Annotated in this window: 15 protein-coding genes; 2 read left to right on the top strand and 13 right to left on the bottom strand. The window is 66.6% G+C overall.

Annotated elements, in window-relative coordinates; all coding sequences use genetic code 11:
- Window positions 1–22: 22 nt before the first annotated feature.
- The 13 genes from AC3IT0_RS10320 to AC3IT0_RS10260 all read right to left on the bottom strand — a co-directional run bounded on the left by AC3IT0_RS10320 (window position 23) and on the right by AC3IT0_RS10260 (window position 12,708).
- Window positions 23–763 (bottom strand): IclR family transcriptional regulator, encoded by a 741-nt coding sequence (locus tag AC3IT0_RS10320; RefSeq protein WP_489323588.1) that lies wholly within the window; start codon window positions 761–763, stop codon window positions 23–25.
- Window positions 764–842: 79 nt separating this feature from the next.
- On the bottom strand, window positions 843–2,360 hold the full coding sequence (locus tag AC3IT0_RS10315) for an aldehyde dehydrogenase family protein (RefSeq protein ID WP_489323587.1): 1,518 nt from the start codon (window positions 2,358–2,360) through the stop codon (window positions 843–845).
- On the bottom strand, window positions 2,357–3,106 hold the full coding sequence (locus AC3IT0_RS10310) for an HD domain-containing protein (protein WP_489323586.1): 750 nt from the start codon (window positions 3,104–3,106) through the stop codon (window positions 2,357–2,359). Before AC3IT0_RS10310 ends, AC3IT0_RS10315 begins: the two co-directional genes overlap by 4 nt.
- Before the next feature lie 30 nt (window positions 3,107–3,136).
- On the bottom strand, window positions 3,137–4,459 hold the full coding sequence (locus AC3IT0_RS10305; protein WP_489323585.1) for an NAD(P)/FAD-dependent oxidoreductase: 1,323 nt from the start codon (window positions 4,457–4,459) through the stop codon (window positions 3,137–3,139).
- A gap of 2 nt (window positions 4,460–4,461) precedes the next feature.
- Window positions 4,462–4,782, bottom strand: coding sequence for a 2Fe-2S iron-sulfur cluster-binding protein (locus tag AC3IT0_RS10300; protein WP_489323584.1), 321 nt, complete (start codon window positions 4,780–4,782; stop codon window positions 4,462–4,464).
- A gap of 32 nt (window positions 4,783–4,814) precedes the next feature.
- Window positions 4,815–5,591 (bottom strand): SDR family NAD(P)-dependent oxidoreductase, encoded by a 777-nt coding sequence (locus tag AC3IT0_RS10295; RefSeq protein ID WP_489323583.1) that lies wholly within the window; start codon window positions 5,589–5,591, stop codon window positions 4,815–4,817.
- Window positions 5,584–7,458 carry a PEP-utilizing enzyme gene (locus tag AC3IT0_RS10290; RefSeq protein ID WP_489323582.1) on the bottom strand — a complete coding sequence of 625 codons (1,875 nt, stop codon included), beginning with the start codon at window positions 7,456–7,458 and terminating at the stop codon, window positions 5,584–5,586. The genes AC3IT0_RS10295 and AC3IT0_RS10290 overlap by 8 nt, the downstream gene beginning before the upstream one ends.
- Before the next feature lie 58 nt (window positions 7,459–7,516).
- Window positions 7,517–8,596 carry a PEP/pyruvate-binding domain-containing protein gene (locus AC3IT0_RS10285; RefSeq protein ID WP_489323581.1) on the bottom strand — a complete coding sequence of 360 codons (1,080 nt, stop codon included), beginning with the start codon at window positions 8,594–8,596 and terminating at the stop codon, window positions 7,517–7,519.
- A 5-nt stretch (window positions 8,597–8,601) separates the two neighbouring features.
- Entirely contained in the window at window positions 8,602–9,879 is a 1,278-nt protein-coding gene (locus tag AC3IT0_RS10280; RefSeq protein WP_489323580.1) for a cytochrome P450, read from the bottom strand.
- A 122-nt stretch (window positions 9,880–10,001) separates the two neighbouring features.
- Window positions 10,002–10,796 (bottom strand): IclR family transcriptional regulator, encoded by a 795-nt coding sequence (locus AC3IT0_RS10275; protein WP_489323579.1) that lies wholly within the window; start codon window positions 10,794–10,796, stop codon window positions 10,002–10,004.
- A gap of 162 nt (window positions 10,797–10,958) precedes the next feature.
- The gene (locus AC3IT0_RS10270) at window positions 10,959–11,297 is read right to left on the bottom strand and encodes a YciI family protein (RefSeq protein ID WP_489323578.1); all 339 of its coding nucleotides are present in this window, start codon (window positions 11,295–11,297) and stop codon (window positions 10,959–10,961) included.
- 41 nt (window positions 11,298–11,338) lie between these two features.
- Window positions 11,339–12,319, bottom strand: coding sequence for a TIGR03086 family metal-binding protein (locus AC3IT0_RS10265; RefSeq protein ID WP_489323577.1), 981 nt, complete (start codon window positions 12,317–12,319; stop codon window positions 11,339–11,341).
- The gene (locus AC3IT0_RS10260; RefSeq protein ID WP_489323576.1) at window positions 12,316–12,708 is read right to left on the bottom strand and encodes an ArsR/SmtB family transcription factor; all 393 of its coding nucleotides are present in this window, start codon (window positions 12,706–12,708) and stop codon (window positions 12,316–12,318) included. The genes AC3IT0_RS10265 and AC3IT0_RS10260 overlap by 4 nt, the downstream gene beginning before the upstream one ends.
- 96 nt (window positions 12,709–12,804) lie before the next feature.
- Between AC3IT0_RS10260 and ligD the strand changes: the two genes are divergently transcribed.
- Both ligD and AC3IT0_RS10250 read left to right on the top strand, forming a co-directional pair.
- Window positions 12,805–14,055 (top strand): non-homologous end-joining DNA ligase, encoded by a 1,251-nt coding sequence (ligD, locus tag AC3IT0_RS10255; protein ID WP_489323575.1) that lies wholly within the window; start codon window positions 12,805–12,807, stop codon window positions 14,053–14,055.
- Window positions 14,055–15,257, top strand: coding sequence for a cation:proton antiporter (locus tag AC3IT0_RS10250; RefSeq protein WP_489323574.1), 1,203 nt, complete (start codon window positions 14,055–14,057; stop codon window positions 15,255–15,257). The genes ligD and AC3IT0_RS10250 overlap by 1 nt, the downstream gene beginning before the upstream one ends.
- The last annotated feature ends 55 nt before the right edge of the window (window positions 15,258–15,312 follow it).

Raw genomic sequence — 15,312 nt, 5'->3', positions numbered from 1 at the left:
TTCCGTTGAACGGAAGCCGGGCTCAGCCGCCCAGTTGCCGGCCAATCCCCCGCGCCGCGGTCTGAAGCGCAGGAACCAGCGCCTGCAGGCGCATCTCCTTCAAAGGCACCACGACGCCGAGGGCAGCCACCGTCCGCCGCTTGGCATCCAGGACGGGCACCGCAATGCCCCAGGTATCCGGGTCCACTACGCCGGCGAGCTGCGCGTAGCCCTGTTGGGCGGCTTCAGCAAGCAATTGGCGTACGACGTCGACGCTCACCTTGCCGCTGGGGTCGCTGAACTGCCCGAGGTACTCGGCCTGGAGTTCCCTCGGCTGGTTCGCCATCAGCGCGAGTCCCGCCGAGGAGACATGCACGGGCATGCGGCCGGCGATGCGGGCCCGGTTGGCCACGGAACCGCGCCGCGACAGGCGTTCCACGAACAATGCCTCCCAGCCGTCAAGGACTGCCAGGTTCACGTTCTGGTTCAGGACCTGCTGGATGTCCTCCATAAACGGCAGGGCCGCCTGGCGTAGCACCAGCGTGGGCGAATTGCGGTTGACGAGCTCCCACAGCCGCATACCCAGCCGGACGTTTCCGCCGGCGCCGAGGTCCAGGAGCCCGTGGTCCGCGAGCTGGCGGACCAACCGGTGCGCACTGCTCAGGGGAAGTTCTGCGCGTTCCGCGAGGTCGGACAGCTGCAGGACCGTAACGCCCTCCGGGAACGCCGCGATGACCCGCACCACGCGGTCCACCACGGAGTCACCCGATGTTGAATTGGCCACAGGGCGGCTCCTCTATCTGACGCCTTCATTCCATTCAATGGTACCTCGCGTTCGGAACGAGCCGAGCGGTAGAAGGTACTTACGCTCGGCGGTGGATCGACTTATAGCTCAGATATGCGTTGAGGCCTTCGATTCCATACTCCGTCCCAAGGCCGGAGTCGTGGCGGCCACCGAAGGGCGCCGCATGGTTGGAGGCGAAGAAGTTCAGGCCAACGGAGCCCGAATCCATCCGATCCGCCACCGCCAGCGCAGCCTCCTCATCCTTGCCGAACACCAGCCCGCCGAGGCCGAATTCGGTGTTGTTGGCCAACTCCACGGCCTCCTCGACGCTGCCGCCGCCGTCGTCGTATTTGAGGATGCAGATCACGGGCCCGAAGATCTCCTCACGGGAGATCCGCATGTCCGGCGTGACGTCCGCGAACACCGTGGGTTCCACGAAGTAGCCGTGCTCCAACCCGCCGGACAGTGAGGCGGCCCGGCCGCCCGTAGTGGCGTGGGCACCTTCGCCCAGCCCCGAGTCCACGTACTCCAGCACTGTCCGGTACTGGGACTCCGTGGCACAGGGGCCGAACACCGTGTCCGGCTCCAGCGGATCGCCCTGCTTCCCGGCGGCGATCGTGGCAGTGACCATGTCCACCACCTCGTCATAGCGGCTGGCGGGGGCCAGGATCCGGGTGGCGATGTAGCAGGTCTGCCCCGTATTGCGCATGGAAGACCGGATCAGCACCTGGGACATGGCGTCCAGGTCTGCGTCGGGCAGCACAATGGCACTGGACTTGCCGCCCAACTCCAGGGTGACCGGCCGCAGCAGCTCGCCGCAGGCGGCGGCAATTTTCCGGCCCACCGGCGTCGAGCCCGTGAACGCCACCTTGGCCACCCCGGGGTGCTTTACCAGGACGTCGCCCAGCCGGCCGGAGCCGGTGACCAGGTTGACGACGCCGGCGGGCACCCCGGCCGCGGCGATCGCGTCGATGATGACGCGGATGGACAGCGGTGTGGGCGACGCCGGCTTGATCACCACGGTGCAGCCGGCCAGAAGCGCCGGCGCCAGCTTGATGACCACCAGGTTGATGGGGAAGTTCCACGGGGCGATCAGCGCGCACACTCCGAGGGGGTCGCGGCGGACCACCGACTCGCCGCCGCCGCGCGGGAACTGACGGACGTCCTCACGCTCCAGGTACTCGGCCAGGGTGGCGAAATAGCGGAAGATCCCTGCCGCGTTGGCGGCCGCGCCGGAGGATTCAGCCACCGGCGAGCCGTTTTCGCGCGAGTTGGTCAGGGACAGTTCTTCAGCCCGCTTTTCCACCTCCTCGGCGATCCGGACCAGGTAGGCAGCCCGTTCCGAGGGGGCCAGCCGGGGCCACTCGCCGTCGAACGCCCGCTGGGCGGAGCCGACGGCGGCGTCCACGTCCTCGGGAGTTCCGTCCGGTACGGAGCCCCAGACTTCGCCCGTGGCCGGATCGGTCACCGGGTTCCGGCCGGTGCCCCGGGAAGGCTGCCAGCCGCCGCCGACGAAAATCGTGTCCACGTGCGTGTGCGGCAAGGCAAGCCCGGACCGGGCATTCAGGGCGGGGGCATCATGAGTAGCGGATGTCATCGGATCACCGCCGTCTTCAGCAGGGCGTTGGACCGGTTGAGGTCGGCCGTCGCTATCTCCAGGGCGGCCTGAGTGATGAGTTCAGGCACGATCTCGGTGGCCAGCCTGTCGGTGTAGGTGGCCGGGTCCATGCCGAACCACGAGGACGCCAGCGCGATCCCCGCGCGGTCAAACCGCCACAGCCGGTCGGCGTCGCGCATCAAAGCATCCTCCAGCGAGCGCGCCAGGGGCCGTGTGTCATGGCCGTCGATAATCTCGCAGACGCGTTCCACAAACGCCGGCGAATAGCCCAGCGGTGGGAGTACACGGCGAGCCACATCGCAGCCCTGCAGCTCATGCTCGTAGCGGATGGCGGCCTTGCGCCAGTCCCCCGCGAACCCCTCCGAGATGATGCGGGATTCATCCACGTGGGCCCAGCCGGTGTCATGCAGGAGTGTGGCCACCCGCACCAGTTCGGCGTCGGCATCGGGGTGGGCCCGGCACAGCCGTTCGGCGTAGGCCAGGGAAATCGGTAGGTGGATGTCGTTTCCGCGTGTCCGGGTCTCGTGGATTATGGCCTTCCACAGCGCGTCAAGCTCCCCAAGGGCAGCGGGGGTATTGCAGATGGCGGTGGTGTCCACCGGGCCGGGTGCAGGGATGGGACGGACGCTGTACTCGGCGGCGAACGCCTCGGCGTGTGTATCGGCGGTATCGGCGCCGGCATCGCCGGGGCCCGCCGCGGCAACCGGGGTCTTGGGGGTGCTCATAATGCTCCTTCGGGTGGGCCGGCCTGGCGGCTAGCTGTCCGTGCTGATGGTCTTGAGTGGTGTGGCGGGATCCGCCGCGGCATCGGCCGGAATGTTCTGGCCCTTCACCAAGGCGTTCTTCACGGCCATGAAATCCAGCGGCGCGTTGACGCAGTCGGCGGCGATGATTTGGTCCTGGCGGTAGTAGAGGACGCTGAACTTCCCGCGCTCCTCATCGCGCCGGAGCACCGTCTGGTCGAAGCCGTTGCACAGGCCGGCGATCTGCAGCTTGAGGTCGGCCTGGTTGGACCAGAACCACGGGATGCCGGCGTATTCCTCCCGCCGGCCCGTGAGCGAGTAGGCGGCCACCTTGGCATGTTCGATGGCGTTGTTGACGCTTTCCAGCCGGATCCGCTCGCCCGGCTCCGAGCCGGGCACGGGGTTGGGCATGTTGGCCACGTCCCCCACGGCCACCGTGGTGCCGTCGGAGGCCAGCGCGAACCGGTCCACCACCACCCCGTTGCTGACGTCCAGCCCGAGCTGCTCAGCCAGCTGGGTGTTGGGGATGACGCCGATGCCGATCAGCACGATCTGGGCAGGCAGCACAGTGCCGTCCTGAAGCTCGACGGCGGCGACTCGCGTCTGCTTTTCACCTGCGGCGGAGGTAGCGGTAAAGCGCGCAGCACTCGTGTTGAGCCGGATATCCAGGCCACGGGAGCGGTGCGCCTGCAGGAAGTACTCGGCAGTCTCCTCCCCCACGGCCCGGCCCACCAGCCGCGGCCCGAATTCGAGGACCGTGACGTTTTTGCCCATTTTCTGCAGGCTGGACGCCGCTTCGAGGCCGATGAACCCGCCGCCGATCACCACCACATCCATGGCGTCGCCCACGCGGGCCTTGAGCGCCAGGGCGTCGTCGGCGTTGCGCAGGTACAGCACGCCGTCGAGGTCGCCGCCGTCGATGTCCAGCTTGCGGGCACCGGCACCCACGGTGAGGGCCAGCCGCTTGAACGGTAACCCCCGGCCGGAGGACGCATGCGCCACCCCGGAACCGTCCGCGTCCTTGTCGATCCGGACGATGTATTCGCCCTTGACCAGGTCCACGTTGTGCTCGGCCCAGTAGTCGTTGGAGCGGAAGATCAGGGATTCGCTCTCCACCGTGCCCTGCAGGAATTCCTTGGACAGCGCCGGCCGCTGGTACGGGCGGTGGTCCTCGTCCCCGAGCAATGTGATGTGCTCATCGAAGCCCAGCGCCCGGAGCGAGACCGCGAGCTGCACCCCCGACTGGCTGGCGCCGATGATGAGGAGCCCGGTGCGCGTGGGAACGGTGGCGGGGCCGGTTGTGTCGGTTGCCTGTTCCACTGCGTGCGTGCCCATGGCTACACCTGAGTTTCCGGGGTGGTGACGAACAGTTCGAGCCCGTCCGTCAGGCGCAGCTGGCAGGACAGCCGGGAGGTGCCTTCACGGTCCACCGCGGTGCCGTAGAGCATCTCGTCCTCCATGTCCTCCATGGGCGGGAGCTGCGAAGCGCAGTCTTCCCGGACAAAAACGTGGCAGGTGGCGCAGGACAGCGAGCCGCCGCACTCGGCCACGATGCCGGGGACGCCGTTGCGCACGGCGGTTTCCATGACCGAGTCGCCCGCGTTGCCCTGGACGTCGCGGACAGCGCCCTCGGCGTCGGTAAAGTGAACCGTTGGCATTGGTCCTCCTTGGATTGAAGTTGGATGAAGTATCAGATGAACTGCCGGCCGCCGTCGACCACCATGGTCTGGCCGGTGTAGTAGGAACTGTCCGGCCCGGCGAGGAACAGCGCGGCACCCACGATGTCCTCGGGCTGGCTGGCCCGTTTGATGGCGCCGCGGTCCACGCCGTAGTTCTCGGCGTTTTCCATCAGCCCGTAGCTGGCCTCGGTGAGGGTGAAGCCGGGGGCGATCGCGTTGACCGTGATCCCCCGCCGCCCCAGTTCCTTGGCCATGACCCGGGTCAGTGCCACCACGCCGCCCTTGGAGGCAACGTAGTGCAGCCACTGTTCCGAGCCGCTGAAAATGGTGGCGCTGGAGAGGTTGATGACGCGGCCGCCCTCGCGCAGGTAGGGGCTCGCCGCGCGGGTCACCAGCCAGGGGCCCTTGAGGTTCACGTTCATCACCAGGTCCCATTCGGCCGGATCGATGTCCTCGAACGGGCTGCGGGTCACCCCCGCGTACACGGCGGCGTTGTTAAGGACGACGTCGATGCTGCCGTTCCCGAACTCGGCGCAGCTTTTCGCGAGGTCCTCCGTGGAGTCCACACTGGTGACGTCCGCGACGAAAGCAGCCGCTTCGGCACCGGCCTCGCGGACCAGCTTGGCGGTCTGCTCGGCACCCTCAAAGTTGATGTCGGCCACCGCCACCCGGTAGCCGCGGCTGGCGAAGCCGAGCGCAAACGCCCGGCCCAGCCCGCCCGCCGCGCCGGTGATCAGGACGGTTTTCCCTGCTGCGTTCGGCGCTGCAGGCCCGGTCTGGTCAGACATGGCTGTGGCTGTGGGCGCCGGGGCCGGTGACGAGCAGGTCGTCGGGAGTCTCGGCGTCGAGGATCTGCACCGTACCCTTGGTGCCGTCCACCCGGAGCCGCTGGCCGGTCTTGATGGTGGTGGACGCGGAGCCTGTCCCCGTGACGGCAGGAAGCCCGTATTCGCGGCAAACAATCGCGGCGTGGCTCATCATGCCGCCGATGTCCGTGACCGTGGCCCTGATCTTGCCGAAAATAGGGCCCCAGGACGGTGCGGTGACGGTTGCCACGAGGATCTCGCCCTGCTGCACCTCGGAGAGCTGATCGGCGTCGGTCACTACGCGGGCCAGTCCTTCCACCACGCCGGGCGATGCGGCCATGCCACGGAGGCCGCCGCCTGCCACCTCTTCGCCAGCACCCAGCCACTGCTGGACCTGCTCGGTGGTGATGCCCCAGAGCATCCGGGTGAAGGGTTCGGTAATGGACTCCGGCGGGGTGTTCAGGGCCGGTGCGGGGCGGGCAGTCTTGAGTGCATCGACGATGCCGCGGCGGCGTTCGATTTCCTCGGGCCAGAAGTCCGGGCCGATAGGCTTGGCGCCGACGCCCCAGCCGGTCACCAGGTCAAAGAGCGCGTCGCGGACCTCGTTGCGGCCCAGGTACAGCAGGTCATTGGGCTCGGTCCAGAAGCCCTCCGCCTGCATCATGCGGGAAAGTTCACGGATCTTGCGCCAGAAGACGCCCATGGTCCAGTGCTCGATGTAGAAGTTGTGGTTCTCCACGTACGGGTAGGCGGTGGCGGCGAGGCCACGCTTGGCATCGAAGATGGCTTGGTTGTCACTTTCGAGCAGGTCGCGGTATTCCTCGATGATCCGGTCGCGTTCGGCGATGAGCGCCTCCACGGGCCGCATGATTTCCTGGCCCTCGTCCACGCGGCGGATGTAATCCGCGATGTAGCCCAGCGGGATTTCCTGGTGCTCGTTCCAGTACTTGTCGTGGCCATAGAAGCCGTTGCCCACGGTGAAGTTGAACCACGGATCCTTGGCACCTTCGTACTGGGCGATCCAGCGTCCCCCTCCCGGAGCGGCGGCGATGGCACCCAGGGTGGCATCGACGTCGTCCGTGTTGCTGAAACGAGTCTGGAGCCCGAGCTCGACGGCGAGCTTCGCCAGCTGCTTGAGCTCGTCATCCGGGCGGAAGAGTTCCATGTCCACGCCCTGCACCATGGTGGCGATCGACTGGTCCGGAACGTTGGGGAAAACCTGCTTGCAGAAGTTGAAGAAGTCCAGGTAGGCGATGTAGCCCAGGTTCAGGAACTCGAAGTGGTACTGCCAGTTCTGGTACGCCAACTGGATGAGGCGGTCATAGCTTTCCAGCAGCTTCTCGGAACCGTCCTTGCCCTTGCCGGAGGTGATGTCCTCCATGGGGACCAGCTCCGGGAGCTTCGGGAAGGAGATGGTTTCCATCTCGGCGATGGTGCCCTTGACCTTGACGTGCCACTCCTTGAGCAGCTGCTCCCAGTTCTGGAAGTAGTGGCCCACCCGCTGCTCGAACAGGGGCACGCGGGCGGCGATCTGGTCTTCCGGCACCGGGATGGGCGACATGTAGAGGTAGCCCAGGTGGATGCGGAACTCGATGCCGTTGGCGTTGGGGATCATCAGGTGGCGGGCGTTGTACTGGCCCAGGCACTTGACCGCGAATTCGCCGCCGATGGTCTCAAACGGCTTGAAGACCGTGGGCCAGTGCTGGCTGTCGCAGAACCAGAACTTGGCGTCTTCCTGCTCCTTGAGCTTGTCCTGGAACACCAGGTAATACGGGTAGATCTTTTCCCACCCTTCGGCGCCGGCGGGGACCGCGAGCTCGGAGGGTTTGGGGAAGGACTTCAGGGACATGGCGGTCCTTTCAGGAGGGCTCGGCAGTGAGCCTTGGTGGGGCCTTACGAGTGGGGTGTTAGGCGGACGGCTTGAGCGCCGGGGTGCTGAGTCCGCTGAAGAAGCCGCCGGAGATGACGGGCTGCGGGGCGGTCTGGGGTGCCGGTTTGGAGGAATGCACCGTTTCCGGTCGGGACTGGAGCAACAGCAGGTTTTCGCCGTCCGGCAGGTCCGCATCGAAGGCCCATTCGATGTCCTGCGGGCACTTGTAATGCTTCTCGGCCCGCTTGGCCATCTGGGCGACGGCGGTGAGTTCCGCGTCGGTGAGGCTGCGGCGGCCGCGGCGTTCGGCGTCGACCTCGCGTTCCACCAGTCGCTTGGCGCCGGGGGCGGGGACCAGTTCGGCGTGCTTGGCGCCCAGGTGGTCGGCGACGACGGCGAGCGTGACCTTGTCCAGGACGATGTTGTCCGGCGTGACCTGGCCCGAGACCACCATCTCGCCCACCCCGTAGGAGGAGTCGATGGTGATCTTGGAGCGGTCCCCGTTGGTGGGATCCATGGTGATGGCGACGCCGGACACGCGGGAGTTGACCATCTTCTGCACCACCACGGCCATGGAGAGGCCTTCGTTGGGGATGCTGTTCTTGAGCCGGTAGATGATGGCCCTGGAGGTGAAGAGCGAGGCCCAGCACTGGCGGATGTGCTCGGTGACTGACTTGACGCCGTCGAGCCAGAGATACGTATCCTGCTGGCCGGCGAAGGAGGCGTCCGGCAGGTCCTCGGCTGTGGCGCTAGACCGTACCGCCACCGGCACCGGTGCGTCGAAGCGCGCCATGAGGGATTCGTAGGCGCCCACCGTGAACTCGCGCATTGCCTGCGGCACGGGCCGGGAGCAGATGTCCTCGCGGATGGCCGCGGAGACCTTGTCCACCTGGCTGATGTCTTCGGGGTCGAGGCCGGCCAGCAGCTGGTTGATTTTCCCGGTGATCCCAGCTTCGTCCATGAACACATTGAACTGGGCGGTGGTGACCACAAAGCCGGGCGGGACGGGCATGCCGGCGGAGGTCATGGTGACCAGGGACGCGCCCTTGCCGCCGAGGTTTTCAAGCTTCGGTTCGATGCCGCCGTCGAAAAACTGGACATAATCGTTGCTTTGCATGGTGCTTAGGCCTTCCAGCTGACAGGGACGGTCTCGGGGACGCGGAAGGAGAGGTTTTCGCGGAAGGCGATGCCGTCCGGATCCTCCAGCCGCAGCTCCGGGGCGAGCCGGGCCACTTCCTCGAGCGCGATTTTGGCCTGGAGCTTGGCGAGCATGTTGCCCAGGCAGTAGTGGATTCCGAATCCGAACGAGAGGTGCTCGCGGGCGTTGGGCCGGGAGATGTCGAAGTCGTCCCCGGCGGCGAACTTGCTGTCGTCGCGGTTGGCGGAGCCCATCAGGAGCAGGAGCTGGGAACCTTCCTCGATGGCCACGCCGCCCACCTCGGTGTCCTTGAGGGCCTTGCGGCGCCAGCCGACAATGGAGCCGGCGTAGCGGAGGACCTCGTCGATGGCGGCGGGGATCTTCTTGGGTTCCTCGACCAGCTGCTGCCACTGTTCGGGGCGGGCGAGGAGCTCGCGCAGGGCGTTGGAGATCAGCGTGGTGGTGGTTTCGTGGCCGGCGAAGAGCAGGCTGTAGAGGACGGAGGCGATCTCGTGGTCGGAGATTTCCGCGCCGTCCTGCTGCGCTTTCACGAGGTCGCCGGTGAGGTTGTCGCCGCCCTGTTCGTGCGCCACCTTCACCAGGCGCAGGCATTCCTGCCAGTACTCCACCAGGTTGTGGGCGTGCGGGACCTGCTCCTCATCACTCAGGTCGCCCCAGGTCATGGCGGCGCGGGAATCGCTCCAGCGCTTGAACGTGTCCACCTGGGAAACGTCCGCGCCGATCAGCGTGAGGATGGTGATGGTGGGGACGTCGTAGGCCAGGTCCTTGACCAGGTCGCCGCGGCGTTCCGGCCGGGCCAGCATCTTCTCGACGAGTTCTGTGACGTTCTGCCGGATGAAGGGTTCCAGCGCCTTGTAGCGGCGGGGCGTGAATGCCTTCTGCACTACCGCACGGATCCGGGTGTGCTCCGGCGGGCGGCGGGCGGACAGGCCTGAGTAGGCCGTGAAGCCGCCGTCTTCCATGATCTTCTTCGCTGCGGCGCCGCGTTCACGGACGGGAGCCTGGGCGTTCTGGCTGGAGAAGGTCTCCCAGTCCTCGAACACCGCCTTGATGTCGTCATACCGGGAAACGACGTACAGGCCCACGCGCTCGTCGAACATAATGGGCTGCTCGGCCCGGAGCTCGGCGTAGGCGGTGAAGGGGTCCTTCATCTGGAAAGGCTCATAGCCATGGTGCCCGGCGGGGGCTTCGGCGCCGTACCCAAAGGGACAGCGGCCGGCCGTTTCTGTCGACGATGACATCTTGACTCCTGGTGACTTTGGTTCCGCCCGGCGCCGTCACGGTGGCGGGGGTTCTTAGTGACCAGTGTGTTCCACATCACCGGACCGCGATAGTGGAAACTTCCACTCAGTGGAAAGCAGTATCAGTCCCGGGCGCCGCGGTGCACACCGATCAGCGTTTCCAGCGGGATCCACGCGGTGGCCCGTTCGATCTGTGCGGAAATTCCCTTGAGGACGGGGAGGTGCCTGGTCATTGTGGCCGCGTGGGAGGTGGGCAGCACCAGGCCAATCGAGCCGCCGATCCTGCCGGTGTGGAACACGGGAACCGCGATGGAACACGAGCCCAGCCGCACTTCCTCCAGGGTGGTGGCGTAGCCCTGCTCACGGATCTGGTCCAGCTCGGCGGCGAGCCGCCGGGTGTCAACGTGGGTGTGGGCGGTGGGCCGCTCCAACTCCCGGTTCAAGTAGGCGTCCCGGACCCAGTCGTCTTCGAAGGCGAGGATGACCTTCCCGACGGCGGTGGCGTGCATCGGCAGCCTGCCTCCTACCCGGGATGCCCGGGGGACCCGCTTGGATCCGTAGACCCTGTCTATGTAGAGGACTTCATTCCCCGTTCGGATGGCCAGGTGGGCAGTCTCGCCGGTGAGGGAGAAGAGGTCCTGGACGTAGGGACGGGCAGCATCGCGCAGTTGCCGTCCGGTGTTCTGCGCGAGCTCCCAGAGCCGGATGCCCAACTGGTACCGGCCGTTCGATTCGCGCGTCAGGAAGCCCCAGTCCGTCAGCTCGTTGACCAGCCGGTGGGTGGTACTCAGGGGCAGCCCGGATTTCTCGGCGATATCCGTCAGGCTCAGGGCGCCGCGGGACTTTTCGAAGGCCTCCAGGATTGCCAGCACCTTCGACGTTACGGTGCGTCCGGGCTCGCGGCTGCCGCCGGCCATCGCGACTCCTCATTCGGTATGTGCCCATTGCTGATGGCCGTCGGGGCCGTCCGATCAGAGTCTAGCCGTGATGCCACCCCATCCGATGGGACGACGCAGCGGCAGCCCGCCGCTGCTGTGGAGCAGCGACGGACTACCTGCTGCGGCCGGACCGGAGCGCACCTACATTCCGGGGATTTCCTGGCCTTCGTGAACTTCGATTTCGCATCCGCCGGGCATATTGAGGTGGGGGTGCACTTTGGCCAGTTCGACGGCAGCGTCGAGGTTGTCGGCCTCGATGATGCTGTATCCCGCGACCTCACGCTGGCTGGGAGCCGTGGCCCCACCAGGCGAAACACGGACACCGTTGGCCAGCGGCGTGCCGAAGTCAACCAGGCCGTCGCCGACTTTGGCGGCCCAGGCATTCCAGTCCCCCATGACTGCTTCCATGTCCTCGGGCGACGCCGGCGTGGCCTCCGCGGGAGTCATGGGCGCGTGGTAGATAAAGACGAACTTAGACATTTCGTTCCCTGCTTTCTAGTTGTTTTGTGGTGGGTAAGCGATCAGACGCCGGCGGTCCGGCCCGTGAAAGCGATGAGGCGCTCGAGGCTGCCTGCGGCCTCGGCCACCGACTGAGCCGGGGCGAAGCTGCCGCCGGACCGGACCTGGTCAGAGATTGTGGCCACGGCGAGGCCCTCGACATAGTCCGTGACGACCTCAGACACCGTCAGCTCCTGGCCGGCAGCTTTCGCGAAGTCCCATGCGTGGACCAGCAGTTCCAGGTTCAGGATGCCGGCCACAACGGTCGCGGGGAGCTCCGCGAAACCCATGTCGACGGTGCCATCGAGGCCGCGGCGGGCGAACGCTTCCAGGGTGGGCTGGGCGAGTTCAGCGATGCGGGCCTCGGGGGCCGCCTCAGCACGGTCGGTGACGTCTGCACCGAGGGCGCCGCCGATGCTTTTCAGGGAACCGGCCAAGTGCTCGAGGAGTTCGTGGGCCGAGAAATCCTCACAGGGCGTGGGTTTGTCGCGGTCGGCCGGGGTGAGCTTGCGCAGCACACCCAAGAGCACTGCCAGCGATGCATCCGCGGAGCTGAGGTGGTCGATGGGATCCGGGGCGGCGGACCACTCGTCCGGACCGACACCGGCCGCCGACGAGGTTTCCGCGACCAGGCGGCCCAGGTAGTGGTTCCAGCCCTCAGCGTGGGCCGCGGCCTGGTCGGGGGTGAGCCCCTCGTGGACGAGCCGCAGCGAGGTGCCGCCGGCGTCGGGCTCCAGCGTGATGGTCACGGTGGACGCCCCGGGCGGGAGGTCCATCCCCGACTCCCAGCCCCACGTGAAGACGATGCGTTTTCCGGGTTCGATCTCCTGGAACGTTCCTGCGGCGTGGTGCCCGGGCGTGATGGTCCAGCGGTACTCGCCGCCGACCCGAAGGTCCACCCTCGCCGCCACGGTCTTCCAGCGCCGCAGCCGCTCCGGCTCGGTAATGAGGGCAAATGCCTCGTCGGTGCCGACGGGCAAGTGAATGGTTTTATCGAAGCTCATGGGAGCGGTCCTTTATGTTGAAGCGGAATGTTCGGCTCGGTCGTGTGGTGTTGCATGGGTCCGCCACGCTGTCCGGCCAGCGTGGCTGCATCGGAAGCCAACAGGTCCAGCTCGTCGGCCCAGAACTGTTCAACCAGTTGGCGGAGCCGGCCCATGCCCTGGGGATCCAACCTGTAGTACCTGTTCCTGCCCTCTTTCCGCGCGGCCACCAAGCCGGCCTGCTCGAGCAGGAGCAGATGCTGGGAGACGGCGGAACGGCTGACGGTGAAGTGAGCGGCCAACTCCCCCACCGACTGTTCGCGCTGAGCCAGCAGTTGCAGCAACCGGCGCCGGTTTGGCTCCGCAGCAATCTCCAAGGCATCCAACACAATTAATACGTTAGTCGCCACTAACGCATTATTCAAGACCTCACTCCTTCTTGGGGCAATTACGGTTGCCGTGCAGCCGGTCTGGTTGGAACATCCGATCGTTGCTAGCGTGGCGGAATGAGCCCGTCGAAGACCCCGGCCGAGATCCTCAACATTGCCGGCACCGAGGTGCGCATCTCGAGTCCGGACAAGGTGGTGTTCCCCGAGCCCGGGCTGACGAAACTCGACCTGGTGCGTTACTACCTCGCCGTCGCGGATGGTGCGCTGCGCGGCGCCGGCGGCCGGCCCATGGTGCTCAAGCGCTTCCCGAAGGGCATCGACGCTGAGCCGTTCTTTCAGAAGCGCGTGCCTGAAAACCACCCGGACTTCATCGACACAACGACGCTGCACTACGCGTCGGGGACGTCGGCTGAGGAGGCGGTCATCCGGGATGCTGCGGGTCTGGCGTGGGTGGTGAATCTTGGCTGCCTCGACCTCAACCCGCATCCCGTGCGTGCCGAGGACCTTGAGCATCCGGACGAGCTCCGGGTGGACCTCGATCCGATGCCGGGCGTCGGCTGGTCCCAGATCGTCGACGTCGCGTATGTCGCGCGGGAGGTGCTCGACGACGTCGGGCTCGTGGGGTGGCCCAAGACGAGCGGGTCGCGTGGGCTCCATATCCTGGTGCGCATCGCGCCGCAGTGGTCATACCGCGACGTGCGGCTCGCCGCGGAGACCCTCGCCCGCGAGGTCGAGAACCGCGCTCCGGGACTTGCCACCGCGCGGTGGTGGAAGGAGGAGCGCGGTGAGAGTGTATTCGTCGACTTCAACCAGAACGCCAAGGACCGCACCGTGGCATCGGCGTACTCCATCCGGCCCCTCCCCGACGCCCGGGTCTCGACGCCGCTCACCTGGGACGAGGTCCGCTCCATCCGGCCGGAACAGTTCAACGTGCGCACGGTGCCCCAGCGCTTTGCTGACATGGGCGACCCCCACGCCGGCATCGACGACGCGGTGGGCACACTCGACGGGCTCCTCGCACTGGCGGCCGAGCTCGGCCCCGCCGAGAAGCCGCCGCGCATCGGCGACGGCGCCGGCCGCCGGCAGTCGCTGATGCCTCTCATCGAGGTGGCCCGCACCCGGACCAAGCCCGAGGCACTGGCGGCGCTCGACGAGTGGAAGACCCAGCATGCCGACGTCGTCCCTGCCCTGCATCCCGCCGATGTGCTCATCGACGGAATGCGCGGATCAAGCTCACTCTGGTACCGGGTGCGGGTGAACCTGCAGCACGTCCCCGAAGCGGAACGTCCGCCGCACGAGGAACTCGTCGCCGACTACGACCCCTGGGCCGGCAAACAGTGGCCGGGGCGCCCGGCGAGGTACCGCTGATGCAGGGCTTGTCCACGTCATTGGTTCTGATCGCCTTACTGGCCATCGCAGCGCCCCTTGCGGCCCGCTCCCTGGAGCGGGTGGTCAGGGTGCCGATCGTGGTCTTCGAAATTGTCCTCGGAATCATGCTCGGCCCCAGCCTGCTGGGGTGGATCCAACCCGCCGAGTTCACGGATACGCTGGCCCAGTTCGGGCTGGCCATGCTCTTCTTTGTTGCCGGCCACGAAATTGATTTCGCCCTGATCCGCGGGCGGCCCGCCAACCGTGCGTCTGCCGGCTGGGTCATCTCATTGGCGGCAGGCATCGGCGCCGGCCTGGTCCTGGCACCCACACCGGAAGCTGCCGTGATTATCGGCGTCGCCCTCTGCTCCACGGCTCTGGGCGCGCTGCTGCCCATCCTTCGCGACGCCGGCGAATCGAAATCCCCGATCGGCATCGCCGTCACCGCCCTGGGGGCGGCCGGGGAGTTTGGTCCGCTCGTTGCGATCTCGCTGTTCTTCAGCGGCAGGCAGTTGGGACCGGCAACCGCAGTACTTCTCGGGTTTGTTCTCCTGACCGGCCTGGCGATTTATCTCGCCTCGCGGGCCCGGCACTCACTGCTCCACTCCCAGGTCACCAGGACCCTCCACACCAGCGGCCAGTTCGCCGTCCGGTCCATCATGTTCATCCTTACCGTGCTTGTGGTGCTCAGCATGGTGCTGGGACTCGACATGCTGCTGGGAGCATTCGCCGCCGGAGTCCTCTGGAAGGTGGCCATCGCGCGCGCTCCCGAACAGGACCGGAAGGTCATCGAGGCGAAAATCGACGCCATCGCATTCGGATTCCTTGTGCCGATCTTCTTTATCGACACCGGCATCGACTTCGACCTGCGCGCGCTCACCGCCAGCCCGGCCGCCCTCGCGCTGGTCCCCCTGTTCCTGCTCCTCCTGCTCATCATCCGCGGCCTCCCGTCGTTGCTCGCCGCTCCCCGCAACTCCACTCCTGCCGACAAACGGGCCATCATCCTTTTCGGCGCAACGGGATTGCCGATTATCGTGGCGGTGACAGCCATTGGCCGGAACGAGGGGCTGATCTCAAGCGGAATCTCATCCGCGCTCGTAGGAGCGGGAATGCTCTCGGTACTCCTGTTTCCGCTGCTCGCACTCCGGCAGCATCAACGCAAGCCGTCGGGGACGCCAACCCGGCAGAAGGAAATCCCCTAGATCCTTTGGTTACCAGCTTGTCCAGGGCCTCCTCAGCGGGAGGATGCTGGCGGCG

The sequence above is a fragment of the Pseudarthrobacter sp. KH_020_B genome, assembly GCF_057840185.1.
The sequence above is the reverse complement of the archived record's forward strand: the minus strand, read 5'-3'. Positions and strand labels throughout refer to the sequence as shown.

Bases quoted from the DNA above. Each gene is read 5' to 3' on its own strand.
- AC3IT0_RS10285 (WP_489323581.1), bottom strand. From the start codon at position 8,596: ATGCAAAGCAACGATTATGTCCAGTTTTTCGACGGCGGCATCGAACCG.
- AC3IT0_RS10250 (WP_489323574.1), top strand. From the start codon at position 14,055: ATGCAGGGCTTGTCCACGTCATTGGTTCTGATCGCCTTACTGGCCATC.
- AC3IT0_RS10295 (WP_489323583.1), bottom strand. From the start codon at position 5,591: ATGTCTGACCAGACCGGGCCTGCAGCGCCGAACGCAGCAGGGAAAACC.
- AC3IT0_RS10305 (WP_489323585.1), bottom strand. From the start codon at position 4,459: ATGGGCACGCACGCAGTGGAACAGGCAACCGACACAACCGGCCCCGCC.
- AC3IT0_RS10265 (WP_489323577.1), bottom strand. From the start codon at position 12,319: ATGAGCTTCGATAAAACCATTCACTTGCCCGTCGGCACCGACGAGGCA.
- AC3IT0_RS10290 (WP_489323582.1), bottom strand. From the start codon at position 7,458: ATGTCCCTGAAGTCCTTCCCCAAACCCTCCGAGCTCGCGGTCCCCGCC.
- AC3IT0_RS10315 (WP_489323587.1), bottom strand. From the start codon at position 2,360: ATGACATCCGCTACTCATGATGCCCCCGCCCTGAATGCCCGGTCCGGG.
- AC3IT0_RS10310 (WP_489323586.1), bottom strand. From the start codon at position 3,106: ATGAGCACCCCCAAGACCCCGGTTGCCGCGGCGGGCCCCGGCGATGCC.
- AC3IT0_RS10280 (WP_489323580.1), bottom strand. From the start codon at position 9,879: ATGTCATCGTCGACAGAAACGGCCGGCCGCTGTCCCTTTGGGTACGGC.
- AC3IT0_RS10275 (WP_489323579.1), bottom strand. From the start codon at position 10,796: ATGGCCGGCGGCAGCCGCGAGCCCGGACGCACCGTAACGTCGAAGGTG.
- ligD (WP_489323575.1), top strand. From the start codon at position 12,805: ATGAGCCCGTCGAAGACCCCGGCCGAGATCCTCAACATTGCCGGCACC.
- AC3IT0_RS10270 (WP_489323578.1), bottom strand. From the start codon at position 11,297: ATGTCTAAGTTCGTCTTTATCTACCACGCGCCCATGACTCCCGCGGAG.
- AC3IT0_RS10300 (WP_489323584.1), bottom strand. From the start codon at position 4,782: ATGCCAACGGTTCACTTTACCGACGCCGAGGGCGCTGTCCGCGACGTC.